This window comes from Synechococcus sp. CCAP 1479/9, assembly GCF_019038535.1.
In the GTDB taxonomy this organism is placed as follows: Bacteria; Cyanobacteriota; Cyanobacteriia; order PCC-6307; family Cyanobiaceae; genus Cyanobium.
Genome location: NZ_JAFKRK010000021.1, coordinates 1 through 22,965 on the forward strand (window position 1 = coordinate 1; position 22,965 = coordinate 22,965).

Genomic DNA, 22,965 nt, shown 5'->3' on the forward strand with positions numbered 1-22,965 from the left:
GCTGCGCTGGACGTGGGGGATGGAGACGTGGTGGCAGTACGTGGTGGCGGTGGCGGGGAGCGTGGTGCTGGCGGTGGCGGCGTACGGGCTGGTGGAGCAGCCGGTGCGGCGTTATCCGCTGAAGTGGTGGTGGGAGACGCTGCTGGCGGTGCTGGCGGTGGCGGGCCTGTGGATCGGCATCGATGCCCTGCACCACCAGTTCCGCGGCAAGTTGTTTCTCGGCAAGGACGCCGATCCGGTGCCGATCAGCGAGCGCGTCCATGCCCTCAATCCCCTGATCCCGGGCACCGGCATCACCAGCGATTGCACGGTGGCCAGTGGCAAGCCCTACAACGCCACCACCCGGCCGAATTTCGACAAGTGCAACCGGCCCGGCACCCCCGGCGCCCGGGAAATCTTCCTGCTGGGCGACTCCCATGCCCAGCACCTGCTGCCGATGCTGGATGCGGTGACCGCCCGCACCGGCCAGCGCCTCACCTTCGCCGCCATGGGCGCCTGCCTGATCGATCCGCAGCTCACGGTCACCTGGCAGCAGGGCCGCTACGAATCCTGTCGCCAGTTCTCGGCCGGCGAGATGGAGCGCTCCCTCCAGCGCCTCCAGCCTGGGGACATCGTCCTGGTGTCCGGCTTCCTGCACAACTACCTGGCCAGCAACGACCTTGAGGGCCGGGGCTACGGCGCCCCCACCTACCTGGGCGAGCGCCGCCTGCGCATCGCCGAGGTGCGGCGGGCCTGGGTGGGGGGCATGCGGGCCTACGCCGAGCGGCTGGCGTCCCGGGGGATCCAGCTGGTTCTGGTGGTCGACAACCCGTCCCTGGCCAGGGAGCCGGTGGCCTGTCAGGACCCCGCCGGCAGCAGCTGCGCCGGCGATGCCGCCACCACCGCCCGGATGCGGGCGACCCTGGGCGGGCTGCTCGCCGAGGTGGCCGCCGGCCTGCCCAACGTGCACGTGTTCGACCCCACCCCCTACCTGGTCGGCCCCGACGGCCGGGTGGTCTACCGCCGGCCCGACGGCACGCCGCTCTATGCCGATTCCCACCACCTGAGCGTGTCGGGCAGCCGGTCCCTGGCAGCCCCGTTCGAGCGTTTCCTCCAGCAGCAGGGCCTCACCAGCCCCCGGCCCACCCTTTCCCCCTCGACGCCATGACCCTGCAACCCCCCACCGGGGACTCCCCCCACTGGCGCTTCACCGATCCGGCCAGCGGCGATGTGCTCACGCTCGTCCCCGAGCGCGGCGGGCTGGTCACCGGCTGGTGCTGCGGCGGCAGCGACGTTCTCTACTTCGATGCCGAGCGCTTCGCCGACCCCGCCAAATCGGTGCGGGGCGGGATCCCGGTCCTCTTCCCCATCTGCGGCAACCTGCCCGGCGACGCGCTCGTGCTGAGCCAGGGGCGCTTTCCGCTGGCCCAGCACGGGTTCGCCCGGGATCTGCCCTGGTCCATCGCCCCGCTGGCCGACGGCAGCGGCGTGGCCCTGCGCCTTGAGGACGGCCCGCAAAGCCGCCCCCATTTCCCCTTCGCCTTCGCCCTGGAGCTGGAGCTGCGGCTGCAGCCCGGGGCCCTGGCGATCACGGCCCGGGTCAGCCACCGGGGCGAGGCCGGCACCGATCCCCTGCCCTTCAGCCTGGGCCTGCACCCCTACATCGCCGTCGCCGATCTCTCCCGCGTCCGGCTCGAAGGCCTGCCGGCGGACTGCTTCGACCACCTCACCATGGCTCCCGCCGTCACCGCCGATCAGCTCTCCCGGCTGGAGCAGGGCGTCGATTTCCTCTGCAGCGGCCAGGGCCCGGTGCGGCTGGTGGATCCGGCGGGCGGCCGGGCGGTGACGCTGCATCCCGCTTCGCCGATGGATCTGGTGGTGGTGTGGAGCGATCCGCCCCGGCCGATGCTCTGTCTGGAGCCCTGGAGCGGCCCGCGGGGGGCCCTGAGCTCCGGGGAGCGGCGCCTGCTGGTGCCCCCCGGGAACTCCCTGGAACTGGGTTGCCGCTACACCGTCGAGAGCCTCTGAGCGACGCCGGGGAGCCGGCCCGGGGCCAGCTGGCCGGCGGGATCGAAACGGTGCTTGATCGCCTCGATCAGGGGGCGGGAGGGGGCATCCAGCCAGGCCGGCAGGCCGGCGCCGGGGGGCTGGCGCAGCACGGTGAGATGGCCGCCGAGTTCGCTGCAGAGGCTGCGCAGGGCGCTCACCTGGCCGGAGGTCAGGGCCGGCCGGAGCTCCGTCGGGTCTGACCAGGCCAGGCCGAGGCCACTGCCGGCCGCCATGTCCACGGCCAGTCCCGCCAGGGCCGGGGCCTGCATCAGGGTGCCGAGCCGATCGGGGCTGACGCCGAGGCGCAGCAGCCAGGCGGGCGCGGTGGCGGTGGCACCCCGGGCGTGGGCGAGCCAGGCGCCGGTGGTGGCGGCATCCAGCACCCGGGCGGGGAGGGTGCTGCGCTCCTGCAGGCAGCGCACCTGCTCCTGGAGGGTGGCGGCATCGACGCTGGCCAGGCCGATCAGCAGCAGGGGCTCCGGGTCCAGCCCGGCGGCGGCGGCGAGGCTGCCGTTCCACCAGTCGATCCGCTCCGGGCTGAGGCTGGAGCCCAGCAGCCAGCGGCTGAGGCCGGCCAGGTCCTCCGCCCCCCCCTGGAAGCAGACACTGCGGCGCAGGGGCGGCTGGGGCAGGGTGCGCAGGGTCAGCTCGGTGATCAGCCCCAGGGAGCCCCAGCTGCCGGTGAACAGCCGCATCAGGTCGTAGCCGGCCACGTTCTTGACCACCTTGCCGCCGGCCCTGGCCGTCACCCCGTCGGCGCGCATCAGCGCCAGGCCGATCAGCTGGTCCCGCACCCCCAGGTAGCGCTGGCGGTAGCCGCCCGCCAGGCCCCGGGCCACCAGGCCGCCGATGCTGCCGGCGGCGGCGCCCTGTCGGTCCCCCCAGGGAGCATCCACGGACAACCACTGTCCCTGGTGTCCAAGGATCTCCTGGACCTCCACCAGTGGTGTGCCAGCGGCCACGGTGATGGTGAAGTCGCCGGGGTTGAACTCCCGCACCCCCCGCAGGGCGGCGCAGCTGATCACTGGACAGGTCTCCTCGACGGGCGGGCCCCAGTCGAGGCGGGTGCCCAGGCCGGCGGGCAGCCAGGCCGAACCCTGCCGGTGCAGGTCCCGCACCAGCTCCTGCAGCTCGCTGGGCTCAGGTCGCATCACGGCACGATGGTGCCATGGCGCAGGCAGCCCAGGCGATCAAGATCGTGGTGATCGACGACGATCCCACCGGCTCCCAGACCGTGCACGGCTGTCCGTTGCTGCTGCGCTGGGACGCTGAGACGCTCGCCGCCGGCCTGGCCCACCCGTCGCCGCTGCTGTTCCTGCTGGCCAACACCCGCGCCCTGGCGCCGGCCGAGGCGGCCGACCGGGTGCGGGAGATCTGCCGGGCCCTGCGGCCCGCTCTCGCCCAGGCCACGGCCTCCGGCCGCATCGGCGGCTGGATCGTGGCGAGCCGCGGCGATTCCACCCTGCGGGGCCACTTCCCCCTGGAGGTGGAGGTGATTGCCGCGGAGCTCGGTCCCTTCGACGCCACCCTGCTGGTGCCAGCGTTCCTGGAGGGGGGGCGCACCACCGTCGATGGGGTGCATCGGCTCCATGGCCAGCCCGTGCACGAGAGCCCGTTCGCCCGGGACGGACTGTTCGCCTACGGAACCAGCCATCTGCCCGACTGGGTGGAGGAGAAGAGCGGCGGCCGCATCCCCGCCACCGCCGTGGACCACATCGGCTGGCGGGAGCTGGACGCCGGCGGCCCCGCCCTCATGGGCCACCTGGCCCGCCTGGAGCGCAATGTCTGCGTGGCGGTGGATGGGGCCTCCACCCAGCAGCTGGCGGCCCTGGCCGCCGCGGTGCGCTCCCTGATCGCCCCCGGCGCTGGGCGTCCCCGCCGCTTCCTGTTCCAGTGCGCCGCCAGCCTGATCCAGGCCCTGGCTTCATTGCCGCCCCAGCCGCTGTCGCCGGCGGCCCTGGCGTCCCTGCGCCGCCGCGGCGGCGCCGGCCCCCTGCCGGGGCTGGTGCTGGTGGGCTCCCACGTGCCCCTGGCCGACCGGCAGCTGGAGCGGCTGCTGGCGGAGCCGGACTGCGTCGGGGTGGAGCTGGAGGTCAGCAAGGTCCAGCGGCTGCTGGAGGGCCCGGAACCGGCTCTGCTGCTGGCCTCCCTGGAGCAGGCCTGGGCTCGGCGCCTGGCGGAGGTGCTGGCGGTGGGCCACACGCCGGTGCTCTACACCAGCCGCGGTGAGGCCCGCTGCCGCCATGCCGCTGAGCGCCGGGCGCTGGGCCTGGCCCTGGCGGGGGCGATGGCGCGGCTGGCGGCCGCTCTGGCCCCCGCCCTGGGCTACCTGATCAGCAAGGGGGGCATCACCACCCACACCCTGCTGGCCGACGGGCTGGATCTGGAGCAGGTGGAGCTCCAGGGCCAGTTGCTGCCGGGCCTGTCGCTGGTGCTGGCCGCCCAGGGGGTCCATCAGGGGCCCCTGCCCGTGCTCACCTTTCCGGGCAATCTCGGCGACGAGGGCACCCTGTGGGAGGCCTGGCGGCGGATGGAGGCTCAGGCCGGGCCGGCGTAGCTGCGATCCAGCAGCTCGATCGGATGGAGCACCGGCAACGGCCGCCCCTGCCCCTCCATCGCCTGGCGGATCTGGAGCGTGCAGCCGATGTTGGCGCTCACGGCCAGCTCGGCGCCGGTGCCGGACAGATCGGTCGCCTTGAGGCGGCCCAGTTCGGCGGCCTCCTCCGGCTGCACCAGGTTGTAGATGCCGGCGCTTCCGCAGCAGACGCCGGCTTCGGTGGCTTCGCGGATCCGCACGTGGGGGATCCGGCCCAGCAGGCGCCGGGGCTGGGCCGCCAGGCCCTGGCCATGGAGCTGGTGGCAGGCATCGTGGTACGCCAGCTGCACGGGGCGCTCGGCACTGGCGGGGGTGCCGTCGTCATGGAGGAGGGGCCGCAGACCCGCCTGGAAGCCGTCGCTGAGCCCGACCGTGTCGAGGAATTCCTGCAGGTCGGCCACCCTTCCCAGCACGGGGTGAACGGTGCCGAGGATCTGGTCGTAGGCCTTGAGGGTGTGGCCGCAGCCGGAGGCGGCCACCAGCACAGCATCGAGGGGTTCGGGCCCCGCCGCCCGCCCCGGGCCGATCACCGCCTCGAAGCTGGCCACCAGGGCCGACGCCAGCTCCCGGGTCTGGTCCAGTTCCCCCTGGTGGTGGGTCATGGCGCCACAGCAGCCCTGGTCGGGGGGGATCACCACCTCGATGCCGTTGGCGGCCAGCACCCGGATGGCGGCGGCGTTGACCCCCGGTTCGAAGACCCGCTGCACGCAGCCGAGCACCAGCCCGACCCGGTGGCGGCGGGGCCCCACGGCCGGCACCAGCACGGGCCAGTCGTCACGGAAGGACTGCGCGGGCAGGGGCGGCAGCAGGGTCTCCATCGCCGCGACCTGGGGCCCGAACAGCCGGGTGAGGCCGCTGCGGCGCGCCAGGGCCTGCAGGGGCGTGCCGGCGTAGGCCCGCAGGGGGGCCAGCAGGGCCCGCAGCCGCCCGGGGTAGGGGAGCAGGGCGAACAGCAGCCGCCGGAAGGTGCGCTGGCCGGGGCTGCGCAGCTCGGGCGCATTCAGCTGCGGCCGCATGGTCTCGATCAGCTCGTCGTAGCGCACGCCGGCCGGACAGGCGGTGACGCAGGCGAAGCAGCCCAGACAGGTGTCGAAGTGCTTCGCGACCGTGGCATCCAGGGTCAGCTCACCGGCGTCGATGGCCTTGAGGGCATGGATGCGCCCCCGGGGCGAGTCCATCTCGGTCCCCAGCACCCGGTAGCTGGCGCAGGTGGGCAGGCAGAAGCCGCAGTGGACGCACGGGTCGGCGGCGATGAAGCCGGCCCCGGGTGCCCCGGCAGCCGGGGACCCGCTGGTCGCGATGGACGGAAGGCTCATGCGGCCCATTGTGATCGCTCGCGCGGGCTCCCACGCCAAAGGCCGTTCAGTCACAGAAGGCACCGAACCAGGCATCCCAGGGCCGTGGCATCTGCAGCCAGATTCCCGCCCCCGGGTAGGGCGTCAGTTCCCCCACCAGCACACCCCTGTCGGAGAGGAAGCCGTCCACCCGCAGAAAACTCGTCGCCGCGGAGAGCTCCCCCGCCAGGGCGAGGAAGTCCTCCAGCGGCTGCCGATCGGTGGCGGCGAGCGCCGGCCAGTGGTCGAACTGGGGCCGCACCAGCGGCAGCGGCTGGAGGTCCCCATCGAGGAACAGCTCCTTGGTGCGGGGCCGATGCTTCTGGCTGCTGCGGTGGGCGACAAGGGCGGATTCCGGCCTGTACAGCCGCAGCCCCCGGACCCGGCCACGGAAGCAGAACGCGCTCATTTCGACGCACTGCCCGCCGGCGAAACTGAGAAATTCCTCGGCCATCAGCCGGGGCGGCACCCCCCTGTAGCCCCATTCCTGAAACGCGTCGGCGTAGTCGCAGGTCAGCCAGCGGCGGGCCTCCTCCAGCACCGCCGCATCGAGGGGGTGGGTGGGGGCGGCCACCAGCTGAAACCAGCCGCTCCCGTGGCTGGCCTTGAGCATCCAGCGCTCCGGCAGGGGGAGGGCCGTGAGCGCCTCAAGGCTGTCGCCGACCCCCAGGGTGCGGGGGGTGCGGTCCGCTCCGATGCGGGCCGCGATCCATTCCTTGGCGGCGATCTTGTCGCAGAAGGTGTGCAGCAGGGGGTCGCGGTCCGTGAGCATCCGATGCAGGATCCGCTCGCTCAGCAGCCGGGGCCGACGCAGATCGGGAGCCGCTCCATTGACCTGCCTGTAGAGAATAATGAGCTGCTGCCGTTGCGGCAGCAGCCCGACCAGCCGCCGAGCCGCCTGGGATTTCCAGCTCACTGCGGACATGAACCCTGCCATCACCGGCTGGGGCGGAGGCTAGGGCGGCGGTGATCCGGGGACCCCGGCCTTCAGCCTCCGAAGTGGCGCACCACGGCCTCGGCGAAGCCGGAGCAGCTCACGGCCTCGGCGCGGGGTTCCATCAGCCGGGCCAGGTCGTAGGTGACCTCCTTGTTGGCGATCGCGGCGCTGATCCCCTGGGTGATCAGGTCGGCCGCTTCCTGCCAGCCCATGTACTCCAGCATCATCACGCCGGAGAGGATCACCGATCCCGGGTTGATGCGGTCGAGCCCGGCGTGCTTGGGGGCGGTGCCGTGGGTGGCCTCGAAGATCGCCGCGTTGTCGCCGATGTTGGCGCCGGGCGCCATGCCCAGGCCCCCCACCACCGCCGCCGCCGCGTCGGAGATGTAGTCGCCGTTGAGGTTGAGGGTGCAGAGCACCGAATACTCCTGGGGCCGGGTCTGGATCTGCTGGAAGATGCTGTCGGCGATCCGGTCGTCGACCATCACCATCGACTTCCACTTGCCGCCGCCGTGGCTGGTGCCGATGGCGTCGAGAACGGCCTTCACCTCCGCGTCGACGGCGGCCTTCTTCTCGGGGGTGAGGCTGTCGTAGCCGGGTTCGATCAGGCGGGCGTTGTCCTCGATGCTCAGGCCAGGCTTCTCTTCCAGGTTCCCCAGAATCCAGCTCTCCCGCTCGGTGACGCACTGGTCACGGAACTCGGTGGTGGCCAGCTCGTAGCCCCAGTCGCGGAAGGCCCCCTCGGTGAACTTCATGATGTTGCCCTTGTGCACCAGGGTCACGTGGCGCTTGGCGCCCTCCAGCCCCAGGGCGTGGCGGATGGCCTTGCGCACGTGGCGCTGGGTGCCCGCCTTGCTCACCGGCTTGATGCCGATGCCGGCCCCCTCGGGGATGCGGCGCTTGCCCAGCTTGCCGTTGGCGGGGATCACGGTGTCGTTGAGGTGGGCGATCAGCTCCACGCACACCGGATCAGTGGCCTCCCACTCGATCCCCATGTAGATGTCTTCGGTGTTCTCCCGGTAGACCACCACATCCAGGTCCTGGGGCCGCTTGTGGGGGCTGGGGGTGCCGTCGTAGTAGCGGCAGGGCCGCACGCAGCAGTAGAGGTCGAAGATCTGGCGCAGGGCCACGTTCAGCGAGCGGATGCCGCCGCCGATCGGGGTGGTGAGGGGGCCCTTGATCGCCACGCCGAACTCCTCGATCGCCGTGAGGGTGTCCTGGGGCAGGTACTGGTAGGTGCCGTAGAGCTCGCAGGCCTCGTCGCCGGCATAGACCTTGAACCACTCGATGCGGCGCTCGCCGCCGTAGGCCTTGGCCACGGCGGCGTCCAGCACCCGCTGGGTGGCGGGCCAGATGTCCACGCCGGTGCCGTCGCCGCGGATGAAGGGAATGATCGGGTCGTTGGGAACGATCGGCTGGCCGCCCTCGAATCGGATCGCCGTGCCGCTGGACGGGACGGTGAGCTTCTCGTATGTGGCCATTGAGTCGGCACGGAACACGCCGATGAGCCTAGGTTTCGGACACATTGGCTTTCTGCTCAGGGGAAACGGCATGAATGCGGCCGACCAGGCCCGATCGGTGGAACTGGCCGCCGCGATCGCCGCGGTGGTGGGGCACTTCCGCCTGCATTTCCCCGCCGCCCGGGCCAACCTCACCCCCTGGCGCGACGATCCCCTCACCCGGGCCTTCGACGAGCGCGAGACGCTGGATCTCTCCTTCCACTTCCCCGGTTGGAGCCCCCGCCTGCAGTGCCGCTCGCTGCTGGTCCAGCTGCGCCTGGAGAGGGCGCCGGTCGGATCCGGCGAACGGCCCCGGCTGCTGGGCGTGCTGATCCGCGGCCTGACGTACGAATCGGAGCGCTGGCGCCTGGCCACGGTGGGGGACTGGCAGCCCTCGGGGTCCCATCTCCCCTCCGAGGAGGTGGTCAGCGTGCTGCAGCAGGTGTGCCGGGAGCTGTTTGATCTCTTCGGCGATGTGTCGGCCGACGGCACCCGGGCCGCGTAATCCTTCGCAACCTTGCCGCGCCGCCCCGCAGGCCCCACCTACGTTTGTACGTCTGCCCGCGCAGCTCCCCGATCCCATGCCCGTCGCCCTTGCTTCCCAACTCCGTGAGGGAACGAAGAAAGCCCACACCATGGCCGAGAACACCGGCTTCGTGAGCTGTTTCCTCAAGGGGGTCGTCGACAAGGCCAGCTATCGCACCCTCGTGGCCGACCTGTGGTTCGTCTACAGCGCCATGGAGGAGGAGATCGGCAAGCTGGCTGACCATCCGGTGGTCGGTCCGGTCGCCTCACCCGCGCTCAACCGCCGCGAAACCCTCGAGGCCGATCTGACCTTCTATTTCGGCGGCGACTGGCGCCAGCAGATCCGCGCCACCCCCGGCGCCCAGGAGTATGTGGCCCGCCTGCACCAGGTGGCCCGGGAGTGCCCTGAGCTGCTGGTCGGCCACCACTACACCCGCTACATCGGCGACCTCTCCGGCGGCCAGATCCTCAAGAACATTGCCCAGAAGGCGATGAACCTGGGTGAGCACGATGGCCTGCGCTTCTACGAATTCGACGCCATCGACGACGAGAAGGCCTTCAAGGCCAACTACCGCGCCACCCTCGACAGCCTGCCCATCGACCAGGCCATGGCCGATCGGATCGTGGCCGAGGCCAACGAAGCCTTCCACTGCAACATGAAGATGTTCCAGGAGCTGGAAGGCAATCTGGTGGCGGCGATCGGCAAGGTGCTGTTCGGCTTCCTCACCCGCCGCACCCGCGCCGGCAGCACCGAGGCCGTGCCCGCCTAGGTTTCCCAGGCCAGCGGCGGCCGCCGCCCCTCCGAACCGCGTGCGCCCGATCCGCTTCCTGCTCCCCGGCACCACCGGCCGCCTCCGCGGCGGCGGCCTGCTGGTCGAACTGCAGACCGCTCGGCTGACGTCCCAGCTGACCCCCACCGAGGTGGTCACCTACCGGAACCGGGAAGCCGATCACCCGTTCCTGGATGATCTGCTGGCCCGGGAGCAGGCGCCCGGGGACGCCCTCTGGATCGTCAGCTGGGGGTTCGATGTGCCCCGCCTGCTGCGGCGACTGCGGGGCAGGCCCGTGGCATACCACGCCCACAGCAGCGGCTACGGGTTTTCCCTGCCGCCCGGGGTGCCGCTGCTGGCGGTCAGCCGCAACACCCTCGGCTACTGGGGCGACCGGGCCCCCCGCAATCCCCTGTTCCTGGTGCCGAACGCGCTGCAGCCCCAGTGGCTGGAGCGGGGCAACCGGGCGGCGCCCGTGGGCTGCGGCCGGCCCATCGACGTCCTCGTGCAGCAGCGCAAGAGCAGCCATTACGTCCTGGCACAGCTGGTGCCGGCCCTGCGCCGGCGCGGGTTGCGGGTGGAGGTGCAGAGCGGCTGGGTGGATGATCTGGTGGATCTGTTCAACAGTGCGGCCGTCGTCCTCTACGACTCCGCCGACTACTGGCGCGGTCGGGGGGTGAGCGAGGGTTTCGGCCTGCCGCCCCTGGAGGCGATGGCCTGCGGTTGTGTGGTGTTCAGCAGCCTCAACCATGCCCTGGCCGACAGCCTTGATCCGGGGGTGGTGGGTCACCAGATCGGCTGCGGCAGCCTGGAGCACGACCTGGAGAGGATCCAGGCGGCGGTGGCCGACCCTCTGGCCTGGCTGCCGCCGCCGGCCCGGCTCGCCAGCCTGCTGGAGGCCTGCAGCGAGCCGATGCTGCAGGAACGCTGGCATTCGGCCCTGGAGGCCATCGACGCCCACTGGACCCACCTGCTGGAGGGGGCGTCGCCGTTGCGCTCGCCCCCCGTGCTGGCCGTGCGGATCGACCAGTGGCGGCGCCGATTTTCGGCCATGTGGCGATCACTGAACTGACTGGCTGGCGCAGCGGCGGCCCCTCGGGCCGCACGGGTACGATTCCCGCAAAAGTCTGACCAGATGTTTCGCAAAAGCCAAACCTTCAAGAGTTTGGTGCGACTTCTGGCCCAATTGCCGCGTCGCCGCAAGCGGGCGCTGATGCGCCTGATTCCTCTGGCGATCCTCGCCGGCGTCGCCGATCTGGTGGTGGTGGCCCTGGTGGCCCGCCTGTTCACCGTCGTCGTCGGCGGTGAGAATCGCCCATCCATCCCCTGGGAAGGCCTGGTTCCGGACGATCCGCGGGTCAAGGTGGTGGTGCTGGTGGTGGCCTTCGTGACGGCCGCCTGGTTCTCCTCGATCTCCAAGCTGATGTTGCGGGCTTTCCAGCTGCGGCTGAAGGCCTCGATCTGGCGTGATCTTTCCGATATGGCGCAGCGCAAGCTGATTGCGCAGCCCTATGTCTATTTTCTGGGTGAATCGAAGTCAGATATCTCCTCCATGGTGCTGATCAACGTGTCGCGCGTCGCCGACATCGTTGTGCTGCCCCTTCTGCAGCTGGCCAGTGGCGTGTTCGTGATCGCCCTGCTCTCCGCCGGCATGCTGATCGTCGGCAAAATGCTGGCCGTTGTTCTGATCCTGGGTCTGCTTGTCGGCTATCTGCTGATCTCCACCGCCATCACACCCTTCCTGCGCTTTGCTGCCCGGCAGCGGATCCTGCTGGAGGTGCGCACCAATACGATTCTTTCCGAATCCATGCGCACGATTCTCGATGTGCAGCTCACTGGATCAGAGCCCTACTTTGAGCGTCATTATCAACAGGCCGGTCGCGAGACCATTCCCTTCATCTGGAAGGCCGATGTCCTGCCGGAAACACCACGGGCGCTGATTGAACCGCTCGGGATCACGATGATCTTCGCGGCCGGGATGCTGCCCCTTCTTTCGAACCCCGATCCTGGGGCGCTGCTGAAGATCATTCCGTTCCTGGCCACGGTGGCGGTCACCTCCCTCAAGCTCACCCCTCCCCTGCAGGACAGTTTCCGGGCCATCACGTCCCTGAGGGCTGGTCTGCCCGACCTGGAGGAGACACTCAAGCTGATCGAACTGCCCGAGGCCCGGCTCACGATTCGCTCCGAGGGTGTGCCCTCCCCCGACGGTGTGATGCCCAAGCGGGTGATCCGTCTCAACAGCATTTCCTATCGCTATCCAGGAACGGATGCCGATGTTCTCCGCGACGTCTCCATGTCGATCCCGGTGGGCTCCCGTGTGGCCTTTGTCGGTGCCACCGGCAGCGGCAAAACCACAACGGCCAACCAGCTGCTCTGTCTGCTGCGTCCCACCACCGGCACCCTGCAGCTCGATGGCATCGATGTGGATGACGCGGATGTGCCGGCCTGGCAGGCCAACTGCGCCTATGTCCCCCAGGCGATCAACCTGCTCAACAGCAACATCATCGAGAACATCGCCTTTGCCGAGGAAGTCGATGAGGTCGACCAGATGCGGGTCTGGGAGGCCCTCCAGGCGGCCCAGCTGGCCGACATCGTCGCCGAGCTCCCCCTTGGTCTGTTCACACCGATCGGCGACAACGGCATCCGCCTGTCCGGTGGCCAGCGCCAACGGCTCGCCCTGGCACGCGCCTTCTACCGCAACGCCAAGTTCCTGGTGCTTGATGAGGCCACCAGCGCCCTCGACAACCGCACCGAATCCGAAGTGATGGATGCCATTGAAGTGATCGGACGCCGCTGCACCCTTGTGGTGATCGCCCATCGCCTCTCCACCGTCATGCGTTCCGATTGCATCTTCGAATTCGAAGCGGGACGCATCAAGGCCTCTGGAACCTTCGACCAACTCAGGCAGCGCTCCGAAACCTTCAACGACCTGGCCTCCTTCGAGCGTCGCCTTTCCAGCCCCCTTGGTTGATGGCGCTGTCCTGGTTTTTCCAGGTTGATGGTGATGGCTTCGATCGGCAGACTTGCCCCGTTTCCTTTCCCTGAGCGACCCACATCTGTTGGGATCGCCGCGCCTGTCGGGAAGGGGCTGCTAGGGTCAAATTTCAACGTTCCATGCCGGAGCCTGTGAGTTTTCTGGCCGGTCTGAACGAGGCCCAGCGGCGGGCGGTCGATCACCACACCGGCCCGTTGCTGGTGGTGGCCGGGGCCGGCAGCGGCAAGACCCGGGCCCTGACCCATCGCATCGCCCACCTGATCGGCCACCACGGCGTGGATCCGGCCCAGGTGCTGGCGGTCACCTTCACCAACAAGGCCGCCCGGGAGATGAAGGAGCGCCTGGAGGTGCTGCTGGCCCAGCGGCTGGCCCAGAGCCAGTTCGGCCAGCCCTGGAGCACCCTGCCGGCCCGGGAGCAGAAGCAGCTGCGCAGCCGCATCTACCGGGAAGTGATCAAGGACCTCTGGATCGGCACCTTCCACGCCCTGTTCGCCCGGCTGCTCCGCTTCGACATCGACAAGTTCCGCGACCCCGAAGGACTCACCTGGACGCGCCAGTTCTCCATCTATGACGAGAGCGATGCCCAGAGCCTGGTCAAGGAGATCGTCACCCAGGAGATGCAGCTCGATCCCAAGCGCTTCGAGCCGAAGAAGGTGCGCTGGGCGATCAGCAGCGCCAAGAACCAGGGCTGGCTGCCCGAGCGGCTCGAGGAGGAGCACCCCGGCCCCCGCGGCAAGCACGAGGCCGAGGCCTACCGCCGCTACCGGCGCGCCCTGGCCGCCAACAACGCCCTCGATTTCGACGACCTGCTGCTGATGCCGGTGCAGCTGCTGCAGCAGAACGAGCAGATCCGCCACTACTGGCACCGCCGCTTCCGCCACGTGCTGGTGGACGAATACCAGGACACCAACCGCACCCAGTACGACCTGATCAAGCTGCTGGTGGCCAACGGCCATCCCCCCGAGCGCTTCGACGACTGGGAGGGCCGCTCCGTGTTCGTGGTGGGCGACGCCGACCAGAGCATCTACAGCTTCCGGGCCGCCGACTTCACGATCCTGATGGGGTTCCAGAAGGAGTTCGGCGACGGCTCCCTCGACGGGGACACCGGCACGATGGTGAAGCTGGAGGAGAACTACCGCTCCACCGCCACGATCCTGGAGGCGGCCAACGCCCTGATCGCCAACAACAGCGAGCGCATCGACAAGGTGCTGCGGCCCACCCGCGGCGAGGGGGAGCCCATCAGCCTCACCCGTTGCGACGACGAGATCGCCGAGGCCGAGGCGGTGGTGCACCGGATGCGGATGCTGGAGGCGGCCCATCCCGACCTGCGCTGGGGCGACATGGCCGTGCTGTACCGCACCAACGCCCAGTCCCGCGCCATGGAGGAGTCGCTGGTGCGCTGGGGCCTTCCCTACATCGTGGTGGGGGGCCTGCGCTTCTACGACCGGCGCGAGATCAAGGATGTGCTCGCCTACCTGCGCCTGCTGGTCAACCCGGCCGACACCGTCAGCCTGCTGCGGGTGCTGAACGTGCCCAGGCGCGGCATCGGCAAGACCACCATCGAGCGGCTCACCGATGCGGCCAACCAGCTGGGGCTGCCCCTGTGGGAGGTGGTCAGCGATCCGGAGGCGGTGCGCTCCCTCGCCGGCCGCTCCGCCCGGGGGGTGCTGCAGTTCCAGGAGCTGATCTCCGACCTGAGCCGCCGTCTGCAGGACGCTCCCCCCTCCGAGCTGGTGCAGCGGGTGATGGAGCAGAGCGGCTACCTGGCCGAGCTGCTGGCCGAAGCCACCGATGAATCGGAGGAGCGGCGCCGCAACCTGCAGGAGCTGGTGAATGCGGCCCTGCAGTACCAGGAGGAGAACGAGGAGGGTTCCCTCGAGGGCTTCCTGGCCTCCGCCGCCCTGGCCAGCGACGCCGACAGCAAGGACACCGAAGCCGACCGGGTCACCCTGATGACCCTGCATGCCAGCAAGGGGCTGGAGTTTCCGGTGGTCTTCCTGGTGGGGCTCGAGCAGGGCCTGTTCCCCAGCTACCGCTCCCTGGAGGACCCCGCCGCCCTCGAGGAGGAGCGCCGCCTCTGCTATGTGGGCATCACCCGCGCCAAGGAGCGGCTGTTCCTCTCCCATGCCAGCGAGCGGCGGCTCTGGGGCGGGATGCGGGAGCCGGCGGTGCCGTCGGTATTCCTCTCCGAGCTGCCCGAGGCCCTGCTCCAGGGCGACATCCCCCGCAGCGGCGGTGCGGCCCTGCGGCGGGAGCAGCGGCTGGAGCGGCTCACCCGGGTGGACCGTGACGACAGCCAGCGGGTCGCGGCCGGCGGCGCGGCTGCTGATCCCGCCAATGCGGTGCGCCGCCGCAGCCCGGCCCGCGCCTGGGCCGTGGGGGATCGGGTGCGCCACAGCAGCTTCGGCGAGGGCCAGGTCACGCACCTGTTCGGCAGCGGCGAGAAGACCTCCATCGCCGTGAAGTTCGAAGGCATGGGGCCGAAGATCCTCGATCCGCGCCTGGCTCCGATCGAGCCGGCATGACCATGCCGCTGGTCACCGCCGTGGTGCCCACCCGCAACCGCCGCGAGACCACCCTGCGCTTCCTGGCCGCCATGGCCGGCCAGACCCACGGCGCCCTGCGGGTCGTGGTGGTGGATGCCAACTCCAGCGACGGCACCGTGGCGGCGATCCGCCAGCAGCATCCCAAGGTGACGGTGGTGACGGCCGGCGACCGGGATTTCTGGGCCGGCGCCACCAACCGGGGCGTCAGGCGGGCCCTGGCGGCCGGTACCGACTTCGTGCTCACCATCAATGACGATGCCGTCGTCCCCGCCGATTACGTGGAGCGGATGGTGGCCCTGGCCCAGCGCCATGGCTGCGGCATCCTGGGCAGCCGCATCGACCTGCTGGCCGAGCCCGGGCGGATCTGGGCCCTGGGCACCCGCACCGACTGGGGGACGGAGCGCTTCCTGCGCCTGTCCCACCACGACGAGCTGGCCAGCCAGCTGGATCCGGCGCTGGCGGCCGCCGAGGTGCTCGAGGCCGAGGCGATGCCGGGCAACGGCGTGCTGATCCGCCAGGAGGTCTTCCGCCGGGTCGGCCTCTATGACGCCCGCTGGCTGCCCCACTACCACGCCGATTCCGAGTGGGTGATGCGGGCGGTCCGCTGCGGCATCGATGCCCGCGTGACCCCGGGGGTCGTGGTGCTCAACGACTTCGGCGACGAGCAGAAACGTCTGCCCCTGGGCAGCCTGCGGGGACTGCTGTTCGTCTTCTTCCACCCCAAGTCCCACCTCTACCTGCCGGCGGTGGCCGCCATCCTCTGGCGCCACTGTCCGCCGGCCCAGCGCTGGCCCACCCTGCGGGCCCTGGCGGGCCGCTTCCTCAGGATGAAACGGTGAAGGATGTGCGCGGGTGGGGCGGCTCCGGTCGGTGCAGGAGCCGACACCAGCACCAGCGCTGGTAATCCCCCAGTCCCCACCAGCGGCCCCGGGCCCGTTCCGGATCGGCCAGGCAGAAGCTGAGGGGGCGGACGGCGTAATACAGCAGGTTCAGCAGCAGGGCCAGCGGCGTGGCGTGGCGATGCAGGAAGTAGAGCTTGCTGAAGGTGGCGTGCTGGTACTTGGCCCGGGGGGCCCGCTGGGTGATGGCTGACACCTGGTGCTCCACCAGCACCGCCTGGGTGACCCGCAGCCGGTAGCCCAGCCGATGGTGGCGCTCGGAGATGTCGGCGTCCTCGTAGTCGAGGAAGTAGCGGGGGTCGAACTGGGGGCAGTCCCGCAGCACCCCCAGCTGGAAGAGCATGCTGCAGCCGGAGATCCAGCGGGTGGGCCAGGTGCGGACCGGCAGCGGGCGGCAGTCGTCGCCGGGGAAGCGATGGCCGAGCTGGCCGGTCCAGGGGTTGAAGCTGCCGTGGCTGAACCAGACGTCCCCCCGGGGGTCCCGGATCCGGGTGCCGAGCATGGCGATCTGATCGTCGTCGGACAGGCACTGCCTGACGTAGGCGATCGCCCCTGCATCGAGGCGGGCATCGGGGTTGATCAGCCAGGCCACCGCCCGCCTGTCGGTCTGCCACACGTGGCGGAGCCCCAGATTGCAGCCGCTGCCGAAGCCGAGATTGCCACCGGCTTCGATCAGGGTCACCCGCTGGCGATGGGGTGTGGAGGACAGCCAGTCCTGGACACCGATGTCCTGGGGTGAGTTGTTGACGACGATGAAGTGAAGATCAGGTTCTTCCGAGGCGATGGTGTCCTCGATCAGACCGATGATGAAATCACTGCAGTGATAGTTAATCGTGATGAAATGGATCGGCTGCAGCGCCCGCCCGTCGGTCATTGATAGGTGGAGGGGTAGACGAAGGCGCCTGTGATGCCTTTCAGGGCCGCTTCGCGCAGCCTGTTGTTGTAGCTCAGGGGCACTCCGCGCGCGTAGATGAGATCGCGAAAATCATCGGCGAGAGCCTTGACTTCTTCCTGGTGTTCTTCTCCCATGGAATCCAACAGGGCTTCCTTGAACAGGCTGATGGCCTGAGCCATCGTATAGCTGCCTGCGGTTCCAAGGTCGTGCTTGACAAACGGACAGTGGAGATAGAAAGGGTACAAAAAAGCCGCGATATGGCTGGGATTGCCATTTTCAATCAGGTCGGGAACGCTGTAGAGCTCAACCCGTGAGAGGGCCTCTTGTTTGTCGCTTTTGGCCATCAGCTGATTCAGGGAGTAGCCGATCTTCTTCATCTGCGCAGTCCTCGCAGGAGAGGGCATCAGCCGAAGGACTTCCTCGGCGAGAACTCCCGTTTTTTCCGGGCTGGACCGCTCAATGGCCTCCAGGAGCTTGTCGCTGGTGTAAAGGGTCTCGACGGGGTTGAAGCGTCGGTACACCTGCTGAGAAAGCTCAATTTCTCCGTTGTAGATGCAGTGCCCCCGATGGGACAAGGGTAGGTATTTCTTCCAGAAACGGATGAAGGGCCTGGAGAGAAAGACGTCGGGTTTGAGAATCTGAAAATAGGATTGATAGTGGGTCTGAATCTGATGGCTGATATGGCTGAAGAGGGCTTTCCGGTCGGAGGTGGCGAACTCCTCTATCGACCTGACGAGGGCATCGGCATTCCTTCCCGGGATGAACTGCATCGAGTCGTTCACGATGCAGAGCAGTTGGCAGCGTTGCAGATGCCCCTCCTCCAGAAGCAGCAGGATGCCATCTTTGAAGCCGCCAAAGTCCCGGCCGATGTTGCGTCTGTCGAAGGCGCGCCAGCTGAGGTTGCTGATGCCGTTCAGGTCCCCCTCCTCCGTGGTCTCGTTGTTGATGTAGAGCACCGCAAAGCCGGCCTTGTTCAGCGCTTCGAGATAGGCTTTGTTGGATCGTGTCAGCCGCTTCGAATAGGCAACAAAGACAGCAATCCGGGATGGCGTCGTGCCATCGGCAGGCGGCTTCCCAATGGGAATCAGTCGCTTCGACGGGCTGCTGCGTGACCCGTTGGGACCGAGCCAGTACTCGCCCAGGGACGCAAGGTAATCGGCCAGAATGAAGGCCTTGATCTTGATCCTTTTGTAGATTCCAAGCGGCGCTTTGATGAATTTCTTGGCGCTGTCAGTCATGCCGTTAGGGTGTGGCTTGTGGGATTTCGTCGCTTGTGTTCGCTGGCGCTGAATCGCCTCATCGGTTCATGGCCTGGCGATGGGCGGGCGGCTGGCGGAGGCGACGGCCAAGGGCGTTTGCCGGCGGACACCTTCCCGAAGTTTCTGTATCGGGACGTCGCACGATGTCGATCGCCCGAGTGTACCGTGCGCCTTCTGGACAGTGCTCCATGGGCCTGCCTTGATGACGGTCTCCGCGATCGATCCCGGGGATCTCTCCTTGCCGCCCCGTCTGCTGGCCGCCTTCCGTCGCTCGGCGGACTGCGGCGTGCTGGCCATCGTGGGCGGCGCCGTGCGGGATCTGCTGCTGCATCGGGTGCATCGCGATCCCCTCCGGGGCCTGCCGGACCTCGACCTGGTGGTGGAGCTGGCCCCGGGCGCCGATCCGGCCGATCCGCGCCCGGCGGCCCATCGTCTCGCCGAGACCCTGCTGGCGGACACCCCGGCCGCGGCGGTGGGCTTCTGCCAGTTCCACCCGGCCTTCGGCACCGTCGAACTGGAGCTCGACGGGATCCTGCTCGACCTGGCCAGCGCCCGTCGCGAGACCTACCCGGCCCCCGGGGAGAACCCCGTGGTGACCGACGGCTCCCTGGAGGAGGACCTGGCCCGCCGCGACTTCAGCATCAATGCGATGGCCCTGGTGTTCGCCAGCTCCGGCCCCGGCCTGCGTCTGATCGATCCCCATGGAGGCTGGGACGACCTGGCCCACCGGCAGCTGCGCCTGCTGCACCCCAGAAGTCTGGAAGACGACCCCACCCGGATCGTGCGCGCCGCCCGCTATGCCGCCCGGCTGGGGTTCAGCCTGGCCCCCGCCAGCCTGGAGCAGTTGCGCACCACCCTGGCCCGCTGGCCCTGGGGGGAGGAGAGCCGCTGTGGTGGCACCGGTGACGGACGGGTGCCGCCGGCCCTGGGCACGCGGCTGCGGATGGAGCTGGAACTGCTGCTCGAGCGGGAACCCTGGGAGGTGGCCCTGGGCTGCCTGCAGGCGTGGGGCGCCCTGGTGCTGGTGGACCCGGCGCTGCAGAACGACTCCGGCTGGTGTCGCCGCCTTCGCTGGGCCCGGCGCTGCGGCTTGCCGTCCCTGGCCGCCCTGCTGGCCCCCAGCGACGCGGCGTCCGCCGTGGCGACGCGGCTGCAGCTCCCCCACGGCCAGCAGCGGCTGCTGGCCCAGCTGGCCCTGCTGCGGCAGAGCTGGCAGGCCCTGGAGGCGGCGCCGGCCACGGCCCTGGCCTGGACCGGCTTCCTGGAGCGGCCGGGCTGGTCCGCCGAAGCCGTCGCCCTGGCGCTGGTGAGCGGGGCCCTGCCGCGGCGCCCCCTGCTGCGCTGGTGGTGCCGCTGGCGCCACCTCCCCTCGCCGGTGTCGGCGGCCGATCTGATCGCCGCCGGCCTGCGGCCGGGACCGGCCCTAGGGGAGCGGCTGCGGGAGCTGCGGGGGGAGCGGCTGCGGGATGAGCGGCTCTGAGCCGCCGCCCCAACGGTCAGTCCCGGCAGGTCCCCTAGGGTTTCGGGGCAGCGGCTTCCCCTGCGCCGAATGGCTGCGCTGACCCAACCCTTCCTTCCGCTGCTGCTGGCCGTCGCGGCACCGCTGTTGTGGGGATGGCGCTGGCGCCGGCCCAGCTGGCAGATGCTGCTGCTGGGCGTGGGCCCCTGGGCCGCCATCGGCTGGCTGTCGCTGCTGCCGGCGGGGCCCACGCTGCGCCAGTCCTATGGCGTGCTGGTCGTGCTTGACCTGCTCGTGGTGGCGGCGGCCCTGGGCATCCGTCCGCTCCGCTGGCGCCAGCGGCTGGCGGACCCTGCCCTGGGGCGGCCGTTGCTGGCGGTGCTGGCTCCCGCCCTGGTGTGTGCGCTCGCCCTGGCGAGGCGCGGGGTGGTCTTTGAGTTTCCCTCCGATGGCTTCGTCTACTACACGACCTACTTCGGCAGCGATCTGCTCGACACGGTGCGCCTCGACCCGTTGCACTACCGCTCGCCGGCCAACTGGTTCTTCACCGCGGCCAGCTTCCTGTTCGGCTTCCCCGACGCCCTCGCCCCCTGGCGGGCCAGCCTGCTGGCGGGGCTGAACACCTTCCTGGTGCTCGTCGCCAGCTGCCAGCTCAGCCTGCGACTCAGCGGCCGGGTGGCCCTCTGCTGGCTCACGGCCCTGCTGTTCCTGCTGGGCATGGGGCACCAGAACTTCAGCTTCTTCCACCAGATCGCCCTGAACGGCACCCTGCCCGGGCTGGCCCTGGTGCTGGCTGCCGCCACGCCGCTGCTGGGGCTGCTGCAGCGGCCACGCTGGCCCGGTGCCCGCCCCCTGGCCGCGGCGACGGCGCTGCTGCTGGGGTCCGCCTATCTCGCCTATCACGCCCATGGGGTGACCGCCTTCCTCACGGTCAACCTGCTGGCCGTCACCACGGCCGCCTGCCTGGTGGTCTGGCCCTCACGGCGGCGGCTGCTGGCCAGCGTCGCCGGCGCCGGACTGCTGCTCATGGCCCTCCACCGCCTGCCCTGGCACCCCAGGCTCGAATCCTTCTACGACTGGCCGGAGACCATGCGCTTCGTCCACGACTACCGGGTTCTGGGCCACCGCTTCTTCTATTTCTGGCCCAGCCTGCCGGTGGCGACCTGGGAGCCGGCCTTTCTGGCGGCGCTCGGGCTGTCGCTGGCCTGTGCCGTGGCCTGGAGGGGCCGGTGCCGCCCCCCCGGCGGGGTGCTGGCCCTGGCGCTGCTGGCACCGCTGGTGCTGCTGGAGTGGTGGGCCCCCTTCGTCAGCGATCTGGTCTTCAAGCTGATCGAACCGGACAGCGCCTACCGGCTGGTGTGGACGAGCCTGTTCTGGATCAGCATCCCGGCGATGGCCCAGGCGCTCGATCCCGGCGTGCAGCCGGACGGCTCCAGGGGATGGTCCCTGCGGCGAAGCCTCCTGATCGCGATGCTGGCCGCCCTGATCGCCGTGCTGACGGTTCCGATCGGGCTGCAGGGGCGACCCAATGTGTTCGCCTCCAAGGTGCCCCACCTGCTCACCCCCCTGGAGGAGGTGCGGCCGGCAGATGGCGCCACCATCGAACCGATCCTCGGGCCCCTGCGGGAGTTGTGCGGGCGGGAGCCGCGGCTGCAGGGCCGGACCCTGCTCAGCGATCCCTACGTCGGCGCGGTGCTGGGCACCCGCCAGTGCCTGGCTCCGCTGGCCGCCAGGGACATCACCAAGCTGGCGGCGCCCACGGTGGAAACGGGCCAGTACCCGGGGCTGCAGAGCGCCTTGGGCTCACCCGTCACCCTGCGGGCCTGGCTCGACGAGCGCCGGGTGGATGTGGTGGTGCTCCGCGATGCCTACGTGCCCTACGAGAGCCGGATCGCCCGGGCCAGCACCCACTGGCAGCCGGATCTGCTGAGTCGCTATGGCGATCTCTCCCTCAACCGTCTGTCCACGGCCCAGCTCGCCCGGGTGGGATTCCAGCTGGTGCGGCACGAGCACGGGATCAGGGTGTACCTCAGGACACAGGCTGCACCTGGATGAGGGACCGCCCGGGCTGCCGATCGCTGCCGCGGTAGCCCTCGGGATTGGCGCTCTGCCAGGCCCAGCCATCGCGGCAGATGTCCGCCAGGGAGCGCTTGGTCCGCCAGCCCATGCGCCGCTCCGCCTCGCGGTGATCGGCAACGCTGATGGCGGAATCCCCCGGCCGGCGATCCACCACCGCGTAGGGGAGGGTGAGGCCGTTGGTGGCCTCGAAGCTGCGCACCAGATCGAGCACCGAATGGCCGCGGCCGCTGCCGAGATTGAGGGTGAGCAGCTGGGGAGGCTCCGCCTGGAGCACCTCGAGGGCCCGGCCGTGGCCCTCCGCCAGATCCATCACGTGCAGGTAGTCGCGGACGCCCGTGCCGTCGGGGGTGGGCCAGTCGCCGCCGAACACCTCCAGCCGCTGGCGGCGCCCTGCCGCCACCTGGCAGAGGAACGGAAACAGATTGTTGGGGCGGCCGTTGGGGTCCTCGCCGATGCGTCCGCTGGGGTGGGCGCCCACCGGATTGAAGTAACGCAGCAGGGCGATGCGCCAGCCCGGGGTGCTGGCGGCCACATCGGCCAGCATCCTTTCGACCGCGCCCTTGGTGTAGCCGTAGGGATTGATCGGCTGGAGCGGCGCCGTCTCCGGGATCGGCACCCGGTCGGTGATCCCATAGAGGGTGGCGCTGCTGCTGAAGACGAGCGTCTGGCAGCCGTGGCGGCCCATGGCTTCCAGCAGCCGGACCGCACCGACGACATTCACGTCCCAGTAGCGGAGGGGCTGCCCCATCGACTCCCCCACCGCCTTGAGGCCGGCGAAGTGGAGCACGGCGCCGATGCCGCCGTCGCCCATCGCTTCCCGGTCTTCGAAGGCCCGGTCGAGATCCCGGGGGGAGCGCACATCCCCTTGCAGCAGGGTGAGCCGGGCCGGCAGCCCATCTCCCGCGGCCCATCGCTCCGGCGCCAGCTGCCGCCAGCTACCCAGCCCGGCCAGCTCGCTGACGCGGCGCAGGGCTTCGGGACTGCCGTTGCTGAAGTCGTCGATCACCACCACCCGGTGGCCGGCCTCCAGCAGCACCAGACAGGTGTGACTGCCGATGAATCCGGCCCCTCCCGTGAGCAGCACCGTGGTCAAGGACCGACCCCCGTCAGGCTCTCGATCTCAACTTACCTGTGCTTAACCATC

General features: G+C 69.8%; 18 protein-coding genes. 11 read left to right on the forward strand and 7 right to left on the reverse strand.

Going from position 1 to position 22,965, the window contains the following annotated elements; translation table 11 throughout:
• Together KUG38_RS07475 and KUG38_RS07480 are read left to right on the forward strand one after the other, a co-directional pair.
• Nucleotides 1-1,147: SGNH hydrolase domain-containing protein (locus tag KUG38_RS07475; RefSeq protein WP_286195776.1), on the forward strand; the 1,147-nt coding region annotated here is incomplete at its 5' end.
• Nucleotides 1,144-2,007, forward strand: coding sequence for an aldose epimerase family protein (locus tag KUG38_RS07480; RefSeq protein ID WP_216920335.1), 864 nt, complete (start codon nt 1,144-1,146; stop codon nt 2,005-2,007). The genes KUG38_RS07475 and KUG38_RS07480, both read left to right, overlap by 4 nt.
• Here the strand turns inward: KUG38_RS07480 and KUG38_RS07485 are convergent.
• Nucleotides 1,986-3,179 carry an FAD-binding oxidoreductase gene (locus KUG38_RS07485; protein WP_216920337.1) on the reverse strand — a complete coding sequence of 398 codons (1,194 nt, stop codon included), beginning with the start codon at nt 3,177-3,179 and terminating at the stop codon, nt 1,986-1,988. The genes KUG38_RS07480 and KUG38_RS07485 overlap by 22 nt on opposite strands.
• A gap of 17 nt (nt 3,180-3,196) precedes the next feature.
• Between KUG38_RS07485 and KUG38_RS07490 the strand changes: the two genes are divergently transcribed.
• Nucleotides 3,197-4,585, forward strand: coding sequence for a four-carbon acid sugar kinase family protein (locus KUG38_RS07490; RefSeq protein ID WP_216920339.1), 1,389 nt, complete (start codon nt 3,197-3,199; stop codon nt 4,583-4,585).
• Here the strand turns inward: KUG38_RS07490 and KUG38_RS07495 are convergent.
• From KUG38_RS07495 to KUG38_RS07505, 3 genes are all read right to left on the reverse strand, one after another.
• A complete protein-coding gene (locus tag KUG38_RS07495; protein ID WP_216920341.1) occupies nt 4,567-5,940 on the reverse strand; it encodes a (Fe-S)-binding protein in 1,374 nt (457 codons plus the stop codon). The genes KUG38_RS07490 and KUG38_RS07495 overlap by 19 nt on opposite strands.
• Nucleotides 5,941-5,986: 46 nt before the next feature.
• Nucleotides 5,987-6,883, reverse strand: a complete 897-nt coding sequence (locus KUG38_RS07500) for an ATP-grasp fold amidoligase family protein (protein ID WP_216920343.1) — start codon at nt 6,881-6,883, stop codon at nt 5,987-5,989.
• A gap of 62 nt (nt 6,884-6,945) precedes the next feature.
• On the reverse strand, nt 6,946-8,376 hold the full coding sequence (locus KUG38_RS07505) for an NADP-dependent isocitrate dehydrogenase (protein ID WP_216920345.1): 1,431 nt from the start codon (nt 8,374-8,376) through the stop codon (nt 6,946-6,948).
• A gap of 70 nt (nt 8,377-8,446) precedes the next feature.
• Between KUG38_RS07505 and KUG38_RS07510 the strand changes: the two genes are divergently transcribed.
• The 6 genes from KUG38_RS07510 to KUG38_RS07535 all read left to right on the forward strand — a co-directional run bounded on the left by KUG38_RS07510 (nt 8,447) and on the right by KUG38_RS07535 (nt 16,069).
• Entirely contained in the window at nt 8,447-8,899 is a 453-nt protein-coding gene (locus tag KUG38_RS07510) for a Tery_1686 family protein (protein ID WP_216920347.1), read from the forward strand.
• Between the two features lie 76 nt (nt 8,900-8,975).
• The gene (locus tag KUG38_RS07515) at nt 8,976-9,689 is read left to right on the forward strand and encodes a biliverdin-producing heme oxygenase (protein ID WP_216920349.1); all 714 of its coding nucleotides are present in this window, start codon (nt 8,976-8,978) and stop codon (nt 9,687-9,689) included.
• 40 nt (nt 9,690-9,729) lie between these two features.
• Nucleotides 9,730-10,761: a glycosyltransferase gene (locus tag KUG38_RS07520; protein WP_216920351.1), complete on the forward strand. Its 1,032-nt coding sequence runs from the start codon at nt 9,730-9,732 to the stop codon at nt 10,759-10,761.
• 141 nt (nt 10,762-10,902) lie between these two features.
• Nucleotides 10,903-12,660 carry an ABC transporter ATP-binding protein gene (locus KUG38_RS07525; protein ID WP_353617747.1) on the forward strand — a complete coding sequence of 586 codons (1,758 nt, stop codon included), beginning with the start codon at nt 10,903-10,905 and terminating at the stop codon, nt 12,658-12,660.
• Nucleotides 12,661-12,815: 155 nt separating this feature from the next.
• Nucleotides 12,816-15,209, forward strand: coding sequence for a UvrD-helicase domain-containing protein (locus KUG38_RS07530; RefSeq protein ID WP_216920677.1), 2,394 nt, complete (start codon nt 12,816-12,818; stop codon nt 15,207-15,209).
• A complete protein-coding gene (locus tag KUG38_RS07535; protein WP_216920355.1) occupies nt 15,206-16,069 on the forward strand; it encodes a glycosyltransferase family 2 protein in 864 nt (287 codons plus the stop codon). The genes KUG38_RS07530 and KUG38_RS07535 overlap by 4 nt, the downstream gene beginning before the upstream one ends.
• Here the strand turns inward: KUG38_RS07535 and KUG38_RS07540 are convergent.
• Nucleotides 16,053-17,003, reverse strand: coding sequence for a glycosyltransferase (locus tag KUG38_RS07540; RefSeq protein WP_216920356.1), 951 nt, complete (start codon nt 17,001-17,003; stop codon nt 16,053-16,055). The genes KUG38_RS07535 and KUG38_RS07540 overlap by 17 nt on opposite strands.
• On the reverse strand, nt 17,000-18,262 hold the full coding sequence (locus KUG38_RS07545; protein WP_216920358.1) for a hypothetical protein: 1,263 nt from the start codon (nt 18,260-18,262) through the stop codon (nt 17,000-17,002). The genes KUG38_RS07540 and KUG38_RS07545 overlap by 4 nt, the downstream gene beginning before the upstream one ends.
• Nucleotides 18,263-18,485: 223 nt before the next feature.
• Here KUG38_RS07545 and KUG38_RS07550 point away from each other — a divergent pair, with 223 nt between their 5' ends.
• Entirely contained in the window at nt 18,486-19,763 is a 1,278-nt protein-coding gene (locus KUG38_RS07550) for a tRNA nucleotidyltransferase/poly(A) polymerase family protein (RefSeq protein ID WP_216920360.1), read from the forward strand.
• A gap of 69 nt (nt 19,764-19,832) precedes the next feature.
• Nucleotides 19,833-21,797 (forward strand): hypothetical protein, encoded by a 1,965-nt coding sequence (locus KUG38_RS07555; protein WP_094584356.1) that lies wholly within the window; start codon nt 19,833-19,835, stop codon nt 21,795-21,797.
• Here KUG38_RS07555 and galE read toward each other — a convergent pair.
• The gene (galE, locus tag KUG38_RS07560; RefSeq protein WP_216920362.1) at nt 21,772-22,914 is read right to left on the reverse strand and encodes a UDP-glucose 4-epimerase GalE; all 1,143 of its coding nucleotides are present in this window, start codon (nt 22,912-22,914) and stop codon (nt 21,772-21,774) included. The genes KUG38_RS07555 and galE overlap by 26 nt on opposite strands.
• Nucleotides 22,915-22,965: the final 51 nt, after the last annotated feature.